Annotated in this window: 16 protein-coding genes; 10 read left to right on the top strand and 6 right to left on the bottom strand. The window is 64.7% G+C overall.

Annotated features, from left to right (window positions below; translation table 11 throughout):
• Positions 1 to 32 precede the first annotated feature (32 nt).
• Positions 33 to 959: a class I SAM-dependent methyltransferase gene (locus ACZY1G_RS18915; protein WP_463823291.1), complete on the top strand. Its 927-nt coding sequence runs from the start codon at positions 33 to 35 to the stop codon at positions 957 to 959.
• Between the two features lie 325 nt (positions 960 to 1,284).
• Here the strand turns inward: ACZY1G_RS18915 and ACZY1G_RS18910 are convergent, their stop codons facing one another.
• From ACZY1G_RS18910 to ACZY1G_RS18895, 4 genes are all read right to left on the bottom strand, one after another.
• Complete coding sequence (locus ACZY1G_RS18910) at positions 1,285 to 2,529, bottom strand: hypothetical protein (RefSeq protein ID WP_463823290.1); 1,245 nt, start codon at positions 2,527 to 2,529, stop codon at positions 1,285 to 1,287.
• Between the two features lie 108 nt (positions 2,530 to 2,637).
• Entirely contained in the window at positions 2,638 to 2,766 is a 129-nt protein-coding gene (locus ACZY1G_RS18905; protein WP_463823289.1) for a hypothetical protein, read from the bottom strand.
• A gap of 115 nt (positions 2,767 to 2,881) precedes the next feature.
• The gene (locus tag ACZY1G_RS18900; protein WP_463823415.1) at positions 2,882 to 3,058 is read right to left on the bottom strand and encodes a 2-oxo acid dehydrogenase subunit E2; all 177 of its coding nucleotides are present in this window, start codon (positions 3,056 to 3,058) and stop codon (positions 2,882 to 2,884) included.
• Between the two features lie 12 nt (positions 3,059 to 3,070).
• A complete protein-coding gene (locus ACZY1G_RS18895) occupies positions 3,071 to 3,928 on the bottom strand; it encodes a TIGR03620 family F420-dependent LLM class oxidoreductase (RefSeq protein ID WP_463823288.1) in 858 nt (285 codons plus the stop codon).
• Between the two features lie 304 nt (positions 3,929 to 4,232).
• On the opposite strand from ACZY1G_RS18895, the gene ACZY1G_RS18890 reads away from it, so the two are divergent.
• The gene (locus tag ACZY1G_RS18890; protein ID WP_463823287.1) at positions 4,233 to 5,255 is read left to right on the top strand and encodes a metallopeptidase domain-containing protein; all 1,023 of its coding nucleotides are present in this window, start codon (positions 4,233 to 4,235) and stop codon (positions 5,253 to 5,255) included.
• 46 nt (positions 5,256 to 5,301) lie between these two features.
• Here ACZY1G_RS18890 and ACZY1G_RS18885 read toward each other — a convergent pair whose 3' ends face one another.
• Positions 5,302 to 6,507 carry a benzoate/H(+) symporter BenE family transporter gene (locus ACZY1G_RS18885; RefSeq protein WP_463823286.1) on the bottom strand — a complete coding sequence of 402 codons (1,206 nt, stop codon included), beginning with the start codon at positions 6,505 to 6,507 and terminating at the stop codon, positions 5,302 to 5,304.
• A 40-nt stretch (positions 6,508 to 6,547) separates the two neighbouring features.
• Between ACZY1G_RS18885 and ACZY1G_RS18880 the strand changes: the two genes are divergently transcribed.
• The 5 genes from ACZY1G_RS18880 (at position 6,548) to ACZY1G_RS18860 (ending at position 12,680) form a co-directional block, all read left to right on the top strand.
• Positions 6,548 to 7,075 carry a helix-turn-helix domain-containing protein gene (locus ACZY1G_RS18880; protein WP_463823285.1) on the top strand — a complete coding sequence of 176 codons (528 nt, stop codon included), beginning with the start codon at positions 6,548 to 6,550 and terminating at the stop codon, positions 7,073 to 7,075.
• A gap of 63 nt (positions 7,076 to 7,138) precedes the next feature.
• Positions 7,139 to 8,815 carry a GMC family oxidoreductase gene (locus ACZY1G_RS18875; protein WP_463823414.1) on the top strand — a complete coding sequence of 559 codons (1,677 nt, stop codon included), beginning with the start codon at positions 7,139 to 7,141 and terminating at the stop codon, positions 8,813 to 8,815.
• 216 nt (positions 8,816 to 9,031) lie between these two features.
• Positions 9,032 to 9,397, top strand: coding sequence for an SDR family NAD(P)-dependent oxidoreductase (locus ACZY1G_RS18870; RefSeq protein WP_463823284.1), 366 nt, complete (start codon positions 9,032 to 9,034; stop codon positions 9,395 to 9,397).
• A 44-nt stretch (positions 9,398 to 9,441) separates the two neighbouring features.
• The gene (locus tag ACZY1G_RS18865) at positions 9,442 to 10,689 is read left to right on the top strand and encodes a glycosyltransferase (RefSeq protein WP_463823282.1); all 1,248 of its coding nucleotides are present in this window, start codon (positions 9,442 to 9,444) and stop codon (positions 10,687 to 10,689) included.
• 137 nt (positions 10,690 to 10,826) lie between these two features.
• Positions 10,827 to 12,680, top strand: a complete 1,854-nt coding sequence (locus ACZY1G_RS18860) for an ArnT family glycosyltransferase (protein ID WP_463823281.1) — start codon at positions 10,827 to 10,829, stop codon at positions 12,678 to 12,680.
• A 642-nt stretch (positions 12,681 to 13,322) separates the two neighbouring features.
• Here the strand turns inward: ACZY1G_RS18860 and ACZY1G_RS18855 are convergent.
• Entirely contained in the window at positions 13,323 to 13,985 is a 663-nt protein-coding gene (locus ACZY1G_RS18855; protein WP_463823280.1) for a TetR/AcrR family transcriptional regulator, read from the bottom strand.
• Positions 13,986 to 14,162: 177 nt separating this feature from the next.
• On the opposite strand from ACZY1G_RS18855, the gene ACZY1G_RS18850 reads away from it, so the two are divergent.
• The 3 genes from ACZY1G_RS18850 to ACZY1G_RS18840 are packed head-to-tail and all read left to right on the top strand — an operon-like array spanning position 14,163 to position 17,967.
• Complete coding sequence (locus tag ACZY1G_RS18850; RefSeq protein WP_463823279.1) at positions 14,163 to 14,588, top strand: MmpS family transport accessory protein; 426 nt, start codon at positions 14,163 to 14,165, stop codon at positions 14,586 to 14,588.
• Positions 14,585 to 17,476 (top strand): MMPL/RND family transporter, encoded by a 2,892-nt coding sequence (locus ACZY1G_RS18845; protein ID WP_463816241.1) that lies wholly within the window; start codon positions 14,585 to 14,587, stop codon positions 17,474 to 17,476. Before ACZY1G_RS18850 ends, ACZY1G_RS18845 begins: the two co-directional genes overlap by 4 nt.
• Before the next feature lie 47 nt (positions 17,477 to 17,523).
• Positions 17,524 to 17,967: a DUF5078 domain-containing protein gene (locus tag ACZY1G_RS18840; RefSeq protein ID WP_463816513.1), complete on the top strand. Its 444-nt coding sequence runs from the start codon at positions 17,524 to 17,526 to the stop codon at positions 17,965 to 17,967.
• Positions 17,968 to 17,983 lie beyond the last annotated feature (16 nt).

Raw genomic sequence — 17,983 nt, 5'->3', positions numbered from 1 at the left:
CGATCCGAGACGACCAGAAACAGGACGCAACCATGGCACGCATCGATCACGACAGTTGGGACCTGGCCTCCAGCGTGGGAGCCACCGCCACCGGAGTCGCCGCCGGCCGCGCGCTGGCAGCCCGCGGACCGGAGCCCCTACTCGATGACCCCTACGCCGAACCACTGGTTCGCGCCGTTGGTCTGGACGCGTTCACCCGCATGATCAGCGAGGACGCCGACGAGGTCGCCGACGACCCGGTCTTCAACCGTCAGCAGATGGCCGAACAGGTCACCGTGCGCACCCGGTTCTTCGACGACTTCTTCCTTCGGGCCGGAGCCGCAGGCATCCGGCAGGCCGTGATCCTGGCCAGCGGCCTGGACACCCGCGCCTACCGGCTGCCCTGGCCGGCCGGCACGGTGGTCTACGAAATCGACCAGCCTAAGGTCATCGAATTCAAGACCCGCACGCTGGCCGAGTTGGGTGCCACCCCGACCGCCGAGCTTCGCACCGTCGGCATCGACCTGCGCGCGGACTGGTCGACCGCCCTGCGCGAGCGGGGCTTCAACCCCGACCAACCGACGGCGTGGAGCGCCGAGGGGCTGCTGATCTATCTGCCGCCGGAGGCTCAGGACCGCCTCTTCGACGACATCACCGCGCTCAGTGCCCCCGGCAGCGCGCTGGCCACCGAACACGTTCCCGATCTCAGCATTCTCGCCGACGACGACCGCATGGCCGAATTCGCCCAGCGCTGGCAGCGCTACGGCATGGCAGACCAATGGACCGACCTCGTCTACCAAGGTGAGCGCGCCCAGGTGCCCGCTTACCTGAGCGGCGCCGGCTGGCAGGTCACCGCCCGAGGCACCGTAGACCTGTACGCCGCCAACGGTTTCGCCCTGCCCGACCACGAGATGATGACCGAACTCGCCGACCTGACCTACATCAGCGCCGTGCTGTCGGACCCGACACCCGGCCGCTGACCCGGTCGCCCGTCCCCCTCGCGCCGCATCACGGCACGTGCTCGACGACAGCAACGTTCACAAGAGCGCGGTCGAAATGACCACCGAAAGCGATGCGACGACCGCCGTGTAGCAAACACACGTGCTACAGACCGCGGTAGCGGGTCCCGGCTTGGTCGCCTCTGGCGATCTGTCCCACAAGTCAGCGCCCCTCCCCGTCGTGTTCGGGCGATTCGCTGTCGCATAGCCGGAGGAATACGGCGGGATCGAATATGGCGGGCTACCAGTAAACCACTCCTACTGCATCGGATGAATCAGTCGCCCGGCCCCCCGGTATGCCTAGGTCTCACAAGATGACTGGGTTGCCGGTCAGACCGCCGTCGGAGCAAGGCCACATGCCTTCGCTCAGCGCCCCCAGGCGCCGATCGTGCACGATGGCCAACTCGCCGGCCAGGTCGACAACGAGGTGGCCGTCGTCGAGCAGCAAAACCTTGCCACCCCATTCAGCGTTGAGCTCGAGGAGTCTGCGCATGCGCTGGTCTGCGGTGACAGCCTGTAGCCAGCCGTCACGCCAGAACACGGCGGCGCCGTGGTCGTCGAGGGCGGGATAAGCGGTGTGGTATCCGCTCAGTACGGGGCCGCGGTGCACTTTGCCGTTCGTGCCGAAGCGGACGTAACCCTGTGGTTGCGAGCTGTTCTGCGACTCCGGACCCGATATCAAGCCCCGGTGATCGACAAGCATGTGTGCGTGCGTGGGCCACTCGTCGGCAACGACACCGGCGGCATCGTATCTGCGGGTCCGAAAATCGCCGTATCCTTGCGAGCCGATGAGGAATTCGCCTGTACCGGCGATCGCCTGCAGACCCGTCGGCCCGGGCGCAGTTGTCCCGATCATCTGTCCGGAATCGGTGTCGACGAAAAAGGTCACCGCAATGCCGCTGTCACCGCACATGACGGTGGCCGCGGTGCGCGATCCCGACACCAGCAACGCCGTCGGCCGGCCGGCTTCGATGGATCGAGGCGTCCACGGTGGGCTCTGCCGAACTTCTCCGCCCGCGGAACGGCTCAGGTACACACAACCTCGGAATGCGATGTTGCGCAATGGCAAACGCGTCGACCACATCGTCCGCCCATCGAAGTCGTGGCGAGCCAGTCGTGCATGCCGATACGGAGGCGCGTCACGGGCACTTCTGCTCGGGAACCACCTCCTCAGCTGGCCCCATCTGGACGGCGCCAGCGGCGACACGAAAGCGCCGCGCCGGGCCGGCAACCACAACGCTATGAAACCGTCGGGCAGCATTAGGAACGCGCCGAGCTTCTCCGACGGGTCGTACTCAGGTGTGCACCTGCCGACGACGTCCCCGGTGGCATCCAGTTGACTCAGTTCCGCGCGTTGGTCACCGCCGTGCGCTATCCACGCTGTTCGATCTCCGGTCAACCGCAGGGCGGACGATCTTCCTTCGAATCGCCTGTGCCACAACACCTTGGCGTTGACATCGACAGCGCACACCATGGTGTCGGCGAAATCGCTGCCCTCGAACCCAGCGGCCAAGATCGGGCTGCCCGCGTCCCAGGCAGCGAGAGAGCGCACGGAGCCGGGCAATCGTAGGCTCGCCCGGCGTTCCGTCGTCATGTATGAATCCTGAACCACATCACCTGAAAAGAGCAACGGCCGTGGAGGTGTCCAGCATCCCCTGGCTCAAAGCTTCCGTCGCAGCGACGGGTCGATCAGGTTGTCGATGTCGCGCCGGACCGCATCTGGGTTCACCTGCGGAAGGTTCTTGCGGCGGCGAATGAATTCGGCCGCGCCGGCGCTGGATCCGGGCACGCATGGTCCAAACAGATTTGCTGACATCTGTCGATGCTGCAGGCGGTCGCTCCCAATCAGGCGCTGGTTAGTGTGGCTTCCGAGGAAGACCATCGTGGAATACGGGTCCTCAGCGTCAGATGAGGATCGTCAGCGGATTCTCGATCCGACGTACGAACGCCGCCATCCAGCGCGCGGCTACGGCGCCGTCGACCGCTCGGTGATCAGCCGACAGCGTGACCGTCACGACAGTTCCGACGGCCAGCTCGCCGTCGATCACTACCGGCTTCTGAACAGCGCCTCCGACGGCCAGTATCCCGGAGTGTCAGAGAGCGGTTCGGTGCTCGGCGAGGGTCCGGAAGGCCTCTACCGGCGAGGCGGTGAGATCCTCGGCGAGCACCTGGATTCCGACATGGTCAGCGCCCGCCGAGAAGTGTTTGTCGACCTCTGCGTGGACGGCCTCCGGGGAACCGTGCGCAATCAGGGCATCTATGAGCGCGTCGCTGCCGGGTCGGTCGATATCGGCCTCGGTGAACCCGTGCCGCAGCAGGTTGTTGGTGTAATTGCGCAGGCCGAGGTAGGGGTCGTTGACCAGAGACCGGCCGATCCTCCGCGCCCGGTCGGGGTCCTGACACAGGACCACCTTGTGCTCGGGCGCCAGAAAGGCATTGATGCCCAGTACTTCTCGCGCGTAGCGGGTGTGTTCGGGCGTGGTCAGATAGGGGTGTGCCCCCAACGTCTTCTCGCCGGCAAGTTTAAGTGTTTTCTTGCCCAGGGCGGCGATGACGATCGCCTCGGCCGGCACGCCGCCCTCGAGGAGCGCATCGACGTATTCCGTCATCCGTGTGAACGGTCGCTCGTAAGCGTTGCGGCTCTCGGGGTGGCCGAGACCGATGCCCAGCAGGAACCGGGGTCCGTGGAGGTCGACGATCCGGTGGTAGTGATGGGCGATGTTGCGGGGATCGTCGTTCCACATGTTGATGATCGCCGTCGCGATGATCGCAGTTCTTGTCGCCGCAATCATCTGCTCGAGCAGCGCCATGTCACCTACGGGGTCTGCACCGATTCCCACCCAGATCGTGTGATAACCCAGATCTTCGAGCTGAGCCGCGTAGTCGATACGTGGGGCATCCCCCAGTGCGGGATTGAGCCAGGCGCCGTACTTGCCGAACTGTTCGTACACGTCAGTTGTCCCCTTCGTTGAAAGCCCGCACTGGTGGGCCGTGATGATCTCGGTGTGGAGTCACCGTGCGGTCTCCCCCAAGGGCAAGGTCAATACCGCTGCCGATCAAGTCGGAACGAGCATGCGTACGGTCCGGCGTAACCGCTGGCGCTGAATGGGCGCGTGTATCTGGTGTAGGGAGCTAATCTCACATGGCCTGACAAGATCGCATGAGGGGTTCGATGTGGTTCGTTCGACGCCGTGGGCAATTCTGGCATGCAGGTTCAGCGATTCTCCGAGCCAAGAGACAGACTCACTGGACCACTTGCGTGATCTCTACACCGAGGCCGGTGCAGGCTCCGGGAACGTCATCGATTTCTTCGACTCGATCTCGCACGGCGCCGTCGACCTTCGCGGATCGCGCGTCTTCGGCTGGCTCGACCTGGGCGTACCGAGGACCGACTACATCGGCAACGTGCCGCCCGCCCAGACGCCGCCAGGCAAATTGAACCGCAACGGACTCATCGCCCACGCCAAAGCTGTTGCGTCAGATGACGGCATCGACGTGTCCCCCTTCTTCAGTGTCTTGGTACTGACCAACCCCGGTGTCGACCTGTTCGGAAATGTCACGCCCGTTGGCGCAGTCGCCTCCATCGCCACCACGCCGCAACTCGTATCGCAGGAAATGGGCCACAACTACGGACTCGAACACTCCCGTTCGGCGCAAGGGCCGTTTGAATCCGGCGAGTACGGCGATCCCTATGACGTCATGAGTGGTCCGCAATGTCAGGGCTTCTTCGGACTCTACGGGCTGACCGGACCCGGGCTCAGTTCAGCCAACATGCGCGCGATGGGGTGGCTAGACGAGTCACGAGTCCTCAAGCTGAACAAAGCGACGGACCCGTTTCCGGTCTCCGTAGAGTTGAGGCCTCTCCATGCCCGAGAATTGCCCGGTTTCCTCGCAGTGTCGATCGACGACACCATCATCTCATTGCGCGATTCGCAGGCTTTCGACGCCGGCTTGTCGAAACCGGTTGTGGTGGTGCATTACCTCTCTGACGGAGTCTCGTACCTGCATCGCGGGACCATTGGCCAAAATGGCCTCGGTGTCCGTGAAAACTGGTGGTGGGGAAGCAAATTCGACACACAACTGCCGTGGCTGGAGGCAGCCGTTGATGCGATCGACGCGGGCAACCGGACGGCGGCGGTCACCATTCGTTATCGTCCCGGCACGGGCCCACACGTCGATGTACCGATCGACGTTCTGAAACTGCCCTGGCATCTCAACGCAGACAAGCTGCGAACAAGTGATTTTCGCGAGCCCTGGTCCCTCGTCTTCGGCGGCTGACGACCTCGCAGGCTCGTTGATCTCGATCGATGACAGATGGAGCCCCTCAATCGTCGTCGACGTCATCGATCGAGTTCGGGTGCCGTCGTTTTCGCGCGACCAACCGGTAAACGATCATGCCGATCAGTAGTGCCCAGAACGCTGCGCCGACCCCGGCGACGGTCGCGCCGGAGGCCGCGACCACCAGGGTCACCGCGGCAGGAAGGCGCGCCGACGTGTCGGCGAGGGCGTCGGCGCATGCGCTGGCGAACGCACCGAGCAGCGCGACCCCGGCGACCGCCTGCACGAGGCCGGCTGGGGCGGCGATCATCACGGCAGCCATTCCCGCCGAGGTCAAACCGAGCGCGCAATAGACGATTCCGGTGGTGATTCCGGCGATCCAGCGACGCCGGGGGTTGGGATCGGCATCCGGTCCTGCGGCCAACGCGGCGCTGATGGCAGCGAGGTTGACGGCGTGACCGCCGAACGGGGTCGCCACGAGGGAGGCGACTGCTGTGACCGTCAGCGCCGGGCGCCACGGAACGCGGTAGCCGAACCCGGCCATGACGGCGACGCCGGGGATGTTCTGCGCGGCCATGGTGACGATGTAGAGCGGCAGGGCGATGCCGGTGACAGCCGCCACCGTGAGGCTCGGCGCAGTCACCTCGAGATGCGGGATCCACGCTGAGGCCGCGGGCACCGTGTCGTCGCGCATCAACGTCACTGCCAACACGAGCACGGCGACGCCGAACGCTGCCGGTACCGCCCAGCGGGGCCGGGTTATCGACACGATCAGCCACACCACCAGCACGGGAGCGATCACCGACGGATCGCTGGCCAGTGCAGTGACCGGAGTGATGCACAGCGGCAGCAGCACTCCGGCCAGCATCCCCTGGGCAACGGGGTTGGGAATACGGGCCACAGCGCGAGCCAGCGTCGGCCACAGTCCGGTGGCGAGCAGCAGCACCGCCGTCAGAGCGAAAGCGCCGACGGCCGCAGGCCACCCGCCGGCCACCGAGCCGCTGCTGATCAGCAGCGCCGCTCCCGGCGTCGACCACGCACTGGTGATCGGCATCCGGAACCGCCACGACAGCAGAACTGACGCCAGGCCCATCGCCACGCTCACCGCCATCAGGCCCGACGACGCCTGATACTGGTCCGCCCCTACCGCACGCAAACCCGCGAGCACCACCGCGAACGACGAGGAGAACCCCACGAGCGCGCACACCACACCGGCGCCCACCGGCACCGCCCTCGACACGTCCTTATCCATCGCAACCCATCGTTCTGTAAACAGAACGTAGCATGGCTGGATGAATGCTGGAGATGTCGGCCGCCGAATTCGTGAGCTTCGGTCCGAGCGAGGACTCACCCTGTCCGAACTCGCGCGGCGTGCCGGGGTCGGCAAGGGCTCGCTGTCGGAAATCGAAGCAGGAAAACGCAATCCGACGGTCGAGACCCTCTATGCGCTGTGCGCACCACTGGACGTACCTCTGACCGCGCTCGTCGGCGAGACGCCCGGCGCCCGCTCAACCGCAGACGGTGGAATGCGGACGGTATTGCTGTCCGTGCGGCATCTGGCCCGGGTCACCGTCGAGGTGTTCCGACTGGAGTTCCCCGCCGGCGCGGACCACGTCTCTCCATCCCACGGCGAGGGAACCCGCGAACATCTCACTGTGGTCGACGGACGGGTGCTGGCCGGACCCGTCGGCGAGGAGACCGTGATCGAGGAGGGATCGACACTGAGTTGGTCGAGCGATCGGCGCCACCGGTTCGCCGCGGTCGACGGAGCGGCCGAGGCGATAGTGGTGATCACCACCCAGCGATCGCACCGCACATAGACATCGCGCAGACTAGGACCTGCAATGAAGCGCAATGGAGGAACGGTGCCAGAAACCCACCCGGTGGCCGAATTCGACTACGTCATCGTGGGAGCGGGCAGTGCCGGTTGCCTGCTCGCCAATCGGCTCAGCGCCAACCCCGATCACCGCGTGCTGTTGGTGGAGGCCGGGGGGAACGACGATTGGTTCTGGATCAAGGTCCCCGTGGGATACCTGTACACGATCGCCAACCCCCGCACTGACTGGTGCTTCACCACTGAGCCCGATCCAGGTCTGGCCGGCCGCAGCATCATCTACGCGCGCGGCCGCGTCATCGGCGGCTGCTCGTCGATCAACGCCATGATCCACATGCGCGGCCAGGCAAGCGATTACGAATTGTGGGCGCACGCTACTGGGGATGAGCGGTGGCTCTGGGGCGGCCCAGGCGGCCCCGGTGACACACTCCAGATCTACAAGGAGCTGGAGAACTACTTCGACGGAGCCGACGACTGGCATGGGGCGGACGGCGAGATCCGCGTCGAGCGGCCACGCGTTCGCTGGAAGATCCTGGACGCCTGGCAGGCCGCCGCCGCCCAATCGGGCATCGAGCCGATCGAGGAATTCAACCGCGGTGACAACTCCGGCAGCGCGTATTTCCACGTCAATCAACGGCGCGGCCGGCGATGGTCGATGGCAGACGCGTTCCTGCACCCCATCGCCCACCGCCACAATCTGACCGTCTACACCCAGACCCAGGCACTGCAGGTGCTGATGGACGGTCAGGTCGGAGACGAGCAGCGGCGCGGTGCCTGGACCACCGCGCACCACCGCGCCACCGGTCTGAGGTTGCTCAGAGACGGCCAGATCGTCGACGTCCGAGCCCGCCGCGAGGTGATCCTCAGTGCCGGGGCCATCGGTTCGCCTCACCTGATGCAGGTTTCAGGGCTGGGTCCCGCCGAGCTGCTCGCCCGGCACGACGTGCCGGTGGTCGTCGACCTGCCCGGGGTCGGTGAGAATCTCCAGGACCACCTACAGATTCGCTCCGTCTACCGCGTCCAGAAGGCCCGCACCGTCAACACGCTGTACCGAAACTGGTTCACCCGGGCGGGCATGGGGATTCAGTACCTACTCATGCGGTCAGGGCCCTTGACGATGCCTCCGTCCACCCTGGGCGCGTTCGCCACGAGCGATCCCGAAATGGCCAGTCCCGATCTGGAGTGGCATGTGCAGCCCTTGTCCCTGCCGAAGTTCGGCGAACCCCTGCACCCGTACGGCGCCATCACTCCGTCGGTCTGCAATTTGCGGCCCACCTCGCGTGGCCACGTACGGCTGGCCGATGCGGATCCGCTGACCTACCCGAAGATCTCGTGCAACTATCTGTCCACCGACGTCGACCGCGACGTCGCCGTGCGTGGACTGCGGATGACCCGAGAGATCATGGCGTCCCCGGCACTCGCCCGCTACCGGCCGGAAGAGGTGCTTCCCGGTCCGCACCTGGTCAGCGACGACGACCTTCAAGCTGCGGCCAGTGAATTGGGAACCACGATCTTTCATCCGGTGGGCACCTGCGCGATGGGTGCATTCGATGAACGCGGTGTGCCGCGCTCGCCTGCCACGGTCCTGGACACCGACTGCCGCGTCTACCGCGTTGCCGGCCTTCGGGTCATCGATGCTTCGGCGATGCCCACGATCACCTCCGGCAACACCAACGCCCCGGTGATGCTGATCGCCGAGCGTGCGGCCCGGGCGATCCTGCACTAGGCGACACCCCACCGCCGAATAAAGGGTGCGGCGTGAAGGCGCGGGGCCGCGCCCGCACGCACGAAGGCGCACATGGAATCACTCCGTCGAGTCATGCCTCATCTGTTGTTCTCTCCCGTAAGAGCTGTGTGATGGCGAGAAGCGATAAGCGAGAAGCGAACTGATGATGCCAATCCACAGTCAAGCCATAGGCAACACTCATCGGACCTCGGTTTCATGGGTTCTATGACGAACAACCGGCCGCGAAGCCGGCCTATCCTGGCTGGCGATGACGTGGTGTTGATCATCCATGCAGATTGCGATGCAGGCTACGAGTTGGCGCGCGAGCTGCTGGCCAGCGGTCGGCGTGCCGTGGTCACCGCTCGACACGCCACCTCCTTGACCCGAGTTCTGTTGGGAACGAGTGCCTCTCAAGTATTGGCGATCGCCGCTGATGTCGACGACCCGACACAGCGGGCTCGCCTGATGCAACGTGCCGCGGAGCGATTCGGACACATCGCCTGGGTTCTCGACGGGCGCCAACGCACTGCAGGCCGTGCTTGCTGGTCAGCGTCCACGTTCTGGCTCATAGAAACCGCATAGGTTCGACCAATGCGGCACCCAGTGTGCTGCCTCACGCTGAGAACATGACACGGAGCCTGCTTGACTCGATCGTCAGCTCAACAGCCGCAGCGCGGCCCAACGCCGTCCTGGAGGCACAGGAACGCGGTGTTCCCGTCGTCGACATCGTCGTGCCGGTCTACAACGAGCAGACCGCTTTGGCCGGTTCAATCCGCCGCCTGCACCGCTACGTCGCCGAGACGCTGTCGATGCCCGTGCGGATCACCATCGCCGACAACGCCAGTATCGACGACACCCCGCGCATTGCGGCAGAATTGGCCGACGAACTCGACGGTGTGCGCCACGTGCGACTGGAGCAGAAGGGACGTGGACGTGCGCTGCACACCGTGTGGTCGCGCTCTGACTCCCCCGTGCTGGCTTACATGGATGTCGATCTCTCCACCGACCTGGCCGCTCTGCAGCCGCTGCTGGCCCCGCTGATCTCCGGACATTCCGACCTGGCGATCGGCACCCGGCTCGCCCGGAGCTCGCGCGTCGTCCGCGGCGCCAAGCGAGAGGTCATCTCCCGCTGCTACAACCTGATCCTGCGCTCGACGTTGTCGGCGAAGTTCTCCGACGCCCAGTGTGGGTTCAAAGCGATCCGCGCCGACGTCGCTCATACGCTACTGCCCCACGTCGTCGACACCGGCTGGTTCTTCGACACCGAGATCCTCGTGCTGGCCGAGCGCACCGGTTTGCGCATCCACGAAGTGCCGGTGGACTGGGTCGACGATCCCGACAGCCGTGTCGACATCGTCGCCACTGCAACCGCCGATCTCAAAGGCATCGGCCGGCTGCTGAAAGGCTTTGGCAACGGTTCGATTCCGGTACGCAACATCGCTGCACAGCTCGGTTCCGGACGGGCCGCGGCACCCCGTAGTCTGCTGCGCCAAGGTGTCCGGTTCGCCAGCGTCGGCATCATCTCGACCCTGGCCTACCTGATCATCTTCGCAGGCCTGCACGCCAGCATCGGCTCCCAGGCCGCCAACCTGGTCGCCCTGCTGATCACCGCGATCGGTAACACTGCGGCAAATCGCCGCTTCACCTTCGGCGTCCGCGGTAATGAAGGCGCACTGCGGCATCACCTGGAAGGCCTCGCCGTGTTCGCGCTCGCCCTGGCCGTCACCAGCGGCTCGTTGTCTGCCGTCCACAGCTTGGTCGCGCCGACTCCGCACCGGCTGGAACTCGCGGTGCTTGTGGTCGCCAACCTCACGGCCACCGTGCTGCGCTTCGCCCTCCTGCGTGGCTGGGTGTTCCACCCCAACCGCGACTGACCCAGCACGAATCACGACACCCCCGAAGCGAGACGATCACCTTGACCAGCACTGCCGCCACGGCGCACCGCCCCTGCTCAACCACGACCGACGAACCACAGTCAGATCCCCGTTGGGCACGCCCGGCGCTGTTCGCCGTGCTGATCGCGACCGCCGCGTTCTGGAGTTTCGGGCTGAGCCGGAATGGCTGGGCCAACGCGTTCTACTCGGCGGCCGTTCAGGCCGGAACCACGAGCTGGAAGGCATTTCTCTTCGGCTCCTCGGACGCGGCCAACCTCATCACCGTCGACAAACCGCCGGCCTCCCTGTGGCCGATGGAAATCTCGGCTCGCATCTTCGGCCTCAACACGTGGTCGATCCAGCTGCCGCAGGTGTTGCTCGGAGTGGCCTCGGTCGCGCTGCTGTACGTCATCGTGAAGAAGCAGTTCGGGCCGGCCGCAGGTCTGATCGGCGGCGCTGCACTCGCTCTGACACCAGTGGCCACGTTGATGTTCCGCTACGACAACCCCGACGCACTGCTGGTCTTCCTGATGGTCGCCGCCGTGTGGGCGACGATGCGTGCGGTTTCCGATGGCCGCACCCGCTGGATGGTGCTGTGCGGAGCGCTACTGGGGCTCGGCTTCTTGACCAAACAGCTGCAGGTTCTGCTCGTCATGCCGGGCCTCGCACTGACCTACCTCCTCGCTGGACCGCCGCGACTCCGTATCCGCCTGGCGCAGTTGATCGCCGGACTCGGCTCCATGCTCGTCGCCGCCGGTTGGTGGGTGTTGCTTGTCGAGGTCTGGCCGACCGACAGCCGGCCCTATATCGGTGGCTCGGAGAACAACAGCTTTCTGGACCTGACATTCGGGTACAACGGCTTTGGCCGACTACTCGGCAGTGACAACAACGGTCTCGGTGGTGGAATGCACCCGCCGGCGGATATGACCGAGATGCCTGGCGGTGGCGGCAACTTCTTCAGCACTCCCGGAATCACCCGGCTGTTCACCGGCGAATCCGGCGCACAAATTTCCTGGCTACTTCCCGCCGCGCTCCTCTTGCTGGTCGCCGGACTGGTGGTCTACGGACGCCGGCGGCGCACCGACCTCAACCGCGCCCAATATCTGATGTGGGGCGGCTGGCTCGTCGGCACCGCCGGGGTCTTCAGCTTCATGTCGGGTCTGTTTCACGACTACTACACGGTGGCGCTCTCCCCCGCTGTCGCTGCACTCGTCGGCATTGGGACCGTCGATGTGTGGCAACGACGCCACAACGTCTGGGCGGTAACGGTTCTCGCGCTGGCAGTCGCCGGCACAGGAGGCTGGTCGTGGGTCTTGCTCAATCGAACCCCGGACTTCGTTCCGTGGCTACGCTGGGTGATCCTCGCACTGAGCGTCATCGTCGCAGCGGCGCTGGTGGTCACTGCCCTGCCGAACGCGTATCGCCCTCGGTTGCAGACGTGGGCGGCGGCGCTCGGGATCGTGGTGGCGCTGGCCGGACCGCTGTCGTACTCCATTCAGACCGTCAGCACCTCCCACACCGGTGGCATCGTCACTGCCGGACCGGCGATCGCCGGCGACGATTTCGCTGGGAAGAACGGCGGACCGGGACCGATGTCCGAGATCACGGTCTCCGATGCCACGGTGAGCACCCTGCTCGCCGATGCCGATGACTACACCTGGGTGGCAGCGGTGTCCGGATCCACAGATGCCGCCTACTATCAGCTCGCCACCGATCGTCCCGTAATGGCACTCGGCGGGTTCAGCTCGGGTGACCCTGCTCCGACGCTCGAGCAGTTCCAGCGGTATGTCGCTGACGGCGAGGTGCATTACTACATCGAATCGAGAATTTCTGCAATGGGATTCGGATCCGATCAGGATGCGCCGCGTCCGCCGGGCGCCGACCGAGACAATCAGGCCACCCGCATCAAGGACTGGGTCAAGCAGAACTTCGCGACGGTCACCGTCGACGGCGTGATGCTCTACGACCTGACTGAACCGCTGCGCGGCTGAGGGGTAGCGACTGCCGGGTGCTCGGCACGACGAGCTCGGCATTGAGACGGTCGGCGCCCTTCCGGATGAGCGCGCTCTCCTCCGTTTCGCAGCGATCCTAGCCTTCGTAGCCGCATCGCACCGCAGAGCGATTTCTGGCTGTCAGATTCTGATGAACGTCGAAGATGTTGTTTCGCAACGACATCTACCGACAGCACACACTCAACACAGCTCATGCCCACCTACCGGACTTAGCGTCAAACGTGCACACAACACCGAGAACAGTTGGAGGACGAATGAAAGCACGACACCCCAGGACCCGGTTGCTGTTGGGTTCGACCGCCGTCTGTGCGGGCCTGGCAGTCACCGGACTCGGACTGGCCGCAAGCGCCAGTGCAGCGCCATTTGGGGCCCCGGGCATCTGCCTACCGTTGCTGCCCTGCCAGGGGCCGCCGCCCCCGGCTCCAGGGCCAGGACTGGGACTCGGGCCGGGGCCGGGGATGGGAATGGGACCTGCGATCGGACCCGTGGGCGGCGGTCCGGGGATGCCCTTTCGTCTCTGGCGCCCATGAGGTGAGGGTTTTGTAGCTCCATTCGCACTCGTGTCGCAACGCCCGGGCCGGGCGTTGGTGTGTCCAACGCCGGCCCGGGTGACTCACTCCCCTACGCCTGCCCTGCTCCCGGCTGCCACGCCGTCATTGCTGCCTCTATTTCGTCCTCACTCAGCGGAGCCACCGACAGCGGCGTCTGTCCAGGCTGGCGCCTCAACCCCTGCAGCAGCACCCCGACGTATCGCCGCCACAGATCCGGCGACACTCCGCCCGCATATTCACTCACTGCGCCTGCCATCAATCCGCACAACGGCATATCGGTAGCCGACACCTCAGGCCGCAGATGTCCATCGCGCTTGGCCCTTTCCACGAGCTCCCCCACGGGCGGGTGCAGTCGGGTGCGCCCGGCATCCACACGTCCCCCGCAGTACGCGCGGCTGAATGCGATCTCTCGCAGGCCGCGGTCCGTCGCGGTCATTTCGCACATCTTCCACATCCACCAGGACAGCCCCTCCCAGGAATTCTCGGACTGCAGGGCAGTTTCGGCGAGCGCGACGAGCTGATCGATGCCGTCCTCGAAGATCGCTTCGAACAACTCCTCTTTGGTGGCGAATCGCCGATACACCGTTCCGACACCGAGACCCGCATGGTGGGCCACCTCGTTGAGCGTCGCGTCGAGCCCGCGCGTCGCGCACAGGTCGCGCGCGGCCTCGAGGATGCGTCGCCGGTTGCGTTCGGCATCCTTGCGCAGGCCACCGCCTGTTTTGTCAATCACGGACGCCAGTTTAGTGACTTCCCTTACTAAAACACCACAACCGGATTGACTCTATCCATTTGTGGTCTTAGATTTCCTAACCAAGATCGCTGGCCAGCTGGCGGCTCGCGGTATCCCCCACCTGAAAGGCATGACCTTGCCTGCAGTACTCGCGCGCCCAAATTTGGTGAGCCGCAGGTGATCACCGTCGTCAAACGGGTCTGGTTGCCCGTCCTGATCGTCGTCGCGGTGGTCGTCGGCGGGCTGGCGGTTTCGAACCTCCGCTCTGTCTTCGGATCCCATGGCGCGGTTGTCACGCCCATCGACGCCGACACCGCCGAGAACTTCAACCCCAAGGTCGTCGTCTACGAAGTCTTCGGCACCGGATCCTCCGCGAAGATCAGCTACGCCGATCTCGACGGGAAGCCGCAGCGCACGGGCGATGTGAGTCTGCCGTGGAGCCTGCGGCTCGAGACGACGTTGCCATCCGTGATGCCCAACATCATGGCCCAGGGCGACGGTCACTCCATCACCTGCCGCGTCACGGTCGACGACGAGGTCAAAGACGAAAGGACGGCCGACGGCATGAACGCCGCCACCTACTGCCTGGTCAAGGCCGCATGACAACGGATACGGATACCGACGAGGCGCGCACCGATGTCCTGCCTCGGCACGCGGCCGTCAAGCGCCCGGTGCTGCCACGTGTCATCCGGATGTTCGCCATCCCCATCGTGCTGGGCTGGATCGCCATCGTCGGCTTGCTCAACACCGTCGTGCCGCAGCTCGAGGAGGTCGGCAAGCTCCGCGCCGTCTCGATGAGCCCCAACGATGCACCCTCGCTGATCGCGACCAAGCACGTGGGCCAGAAGTTCGAGGAGTACGACACCAGCAGTTCGGTGATGATCGTCCTGGAGGGCGACAACAAGCTGGGTCCGGATGCACACACCTATTACGACGAGATCGTCCGTAAGCTCGACGCCGATTCCACCCATGTGCAGCACGTGCAGGACTTCTGGGGCGACACGCTCACCGCCGCAGGCGCTCAGAGCATCGACGGCAAAGCGTCCTATGTGCAGGTCTACATCGCCGGTGATCAGGGCGAGGCGCTGGCGAACGAGTCGGTGCAGGCCGTTCGCGACATCGTCGACCAGACGCAGGCACCGCCGGGCGTCAAGGCGTACGTCACCGGGCCTGCTGCGCTGACCACCGACCAGAACATCGTCGGCGACGCCAGCATGAAAACCATCGAGGGCGTGACGATAGGCATCATCATCGTGATGCTGCTGATCGTCTACCGGTCGGTCGTCACGATGCTGGTCACGATGTCGATGGTCATCGTCGGACTGCTGTCGGCGCGCGGCATCGTGTCCTTCCTCGGGTTCCATGACGTCTTCGGACTGACCACCTTCGCGACGAGCATGGTGGTGACGCTGGCCATCGCCGCCGCGACCGATTACGCGATCTTCCTGATCGGCCGATATCAGGAAGCCCGCCGTTCCGGCATGGACAAAGAGTCCGCCTACTACGACATGTTCCACGGCACCGCCCACGTGGTGCTCGCATCCGGCATGACGATCGCCGGCGCGACACTGTGCCTGCACTTCACCCGGTTGCCGTACTTCCAGAGCATGGGCATCCCGCTGGCGGTCGGCATGTCTATCGTGGTCGCGGCCGCACTCACACTAGGCCCAGCGCTGATATCGATCGTGACCCGCTTCGGAAAAGTGCTGGACCCCAAAGGCAAAGGACGTGCCAGGGGCTGGCGCCGGCTCGGTGCAGCCACGGTCCGCTGGCCGGGCGCCATCCTCATCATGGCGATGGTGACGTGCCTGGTCGGCCTGCTGGCACTGCCCGGGTACCACACCACCTACAACGATCGGATCTACCTGCCCGGTGACGTGCCCGCCAACATCGGTTACGCCGCTGCTGACCGGCATTTCTCCGACGCCAAGATGAACCCCGATCTGGTGATGGTCGAAGCTGATCACGACATGCGCAATCCGGCAGACTTCCTGGTCATCGAGAAGATCGCCAAAGCGCTTGTCGGCGTGCATGGTGTCGCGTCAGTCACCACGATCACCCGCCCGGACGGCAAGCCGATCAAGCACGCTTCGCTCGCCTACACAGTGAGCCAGAGTGGCAACGGCCAGATCATGAACAACGATTTCCAGCAGAAGGTTCTGGACAACACCCTGCAGCAGGCCAACGAGATGCAGGTGACCATCGATTCGATGACCAAGATGCAGGGCATCACGCTGGAGCTCGCCGATGTGACGCGCCGGATGGCCGACAAGATGAAGGACACGTCTGCCAACCTCAACGAAGTCCGGGACCATCTGGCTGATTTCGACGACCAGTTCCGGCCGTTGCGCAACTACTTCTACTGGGAGCCGCACTGCTACGACATCCCGATGTGCTGGGCTCTGCGGTCGATCTTCGACAGCCTCGACGGCATCAGCACGATGTCCGACGACTTCAGCGAACTGGTCCCCGACATCGAGCGGATGGCGCAGCTGACGCCGCAGATGGCCGCTCTGATGCCGGCGATGATCCAGACGATGAAGAACCAGAAGCAGATGATGCTCAACCAGTACCAGGCGCAGAAGATGCAGCAGGATCAGAACATCGCCATGCAGGAGGACAGCACGGCGATGGGCGAGGCGTACGACACCGCACGCAACGACGACACCTTCTACCTGCCGCCGGAAGCCTTTCAGACCGCGGATTTCCAGCGCGGTATGAAACTCATGATGTCGCCGGATGGAAAAGCAGTGCGATTCACCGTCTTCCATCAAGGTGACCCCCTGACCGAGGTCGGCACGGCACGCATCGAGCCGATGCGCGTCGCCGCCGCGGACGCCATCAAGGGCACTCCGTTGGAAGGGTCGACGGTCTATGTCGGTGGCAGCGCGGCGATGTACAAGGACATGCAGCAGGGTGCCAACTACGACTTGCTGATCGCTGCCGTCGCTTCGCTGATCCTGATCTTCCTGATCATGGTGATCCTCACCCGGGCCGTGGCGGCGGCTGCCGTCATCGTCGGCACCGTCGTCTTGAGTCTGGGCACCTCGTTCGGGCTGTCAGTCCTGGTGTGGCAACACATCATCGGTATCCCTCTGAGTTGGATGGTGCTGCCGATGACGGTGATCGTTCTGCTCGCGGTCGGGGCGGACTACAACCTCCTGCTGGTGTCACGCATGAAGGAGGAGATCCATGCCGGGGTGAAGACCGGCATCATCCGGTCGATGGCCGGCACCGGATCCGTCGTCACTGCAGCTGGATTCGTCTTCGCGTTCACGATGATCGGCATGATCGTCAGCGACATGATCGTCATCGGACAGGTGGGCAGCACCATCGGTATGGGCCTGCTCTTCGACACCCTGATCGTGCGGTCGCTGATGACCCCGTCGATCGCGGCGCTGATGGGCAAGTGGTTCTGGTGGCCGACACATGTGCGCCCGCGGCCCAAGCCGAAACCCTGGCCACGCGTCGCGCGGGAGGTGACGGTGTGAGAGACACTGATCACGCTGTAACGAGCGCGCGGGACCTCCGATGGGTGATGCGGGCAGTGATGTTGATCCTGGCAGCGGCGATGGTGGCGGCGTTGGCTGCGCCGAGGGCTCTCGCTGATTCCACCGATGACTATCCGATTCCGAGTCGCATCATCCACACCACTTGCGACGTCGAGCAGTACCTGGCCGCGGCGCGCGACACCAGCCCTGTGTACTTCGAGCGGTACATGATCGACCGGAGCAACCGGCCGGCCGACATCCAGCAGATGGCCTTCGATCGCATCCACTGGTTCTTCTCGCTCGATCCGGTCGGACGTCGCCAGTACTCCGAAGACACCGCGACCAACGTGTATTACGAGCAGGTCGCCACACGGTGGGGCAACTGGGCCAAGATCTTCTTCAACAACAAGGGCGTCGTCGCCCACGCCACCGATGTCTGCATGAACTACCCCAAGGGCGACATGTCGGTGTGGAACTGGGTCGCTCGCTGAAGACGGGTGCCGCCTT

The sequence above is a fragment of the Mycobacterium sp. IDUB_5 genome (genome assembly GCF_055419565.1).
This window is presented reverse-complemented; position numbering and strand designations above follow the sequence as displayed.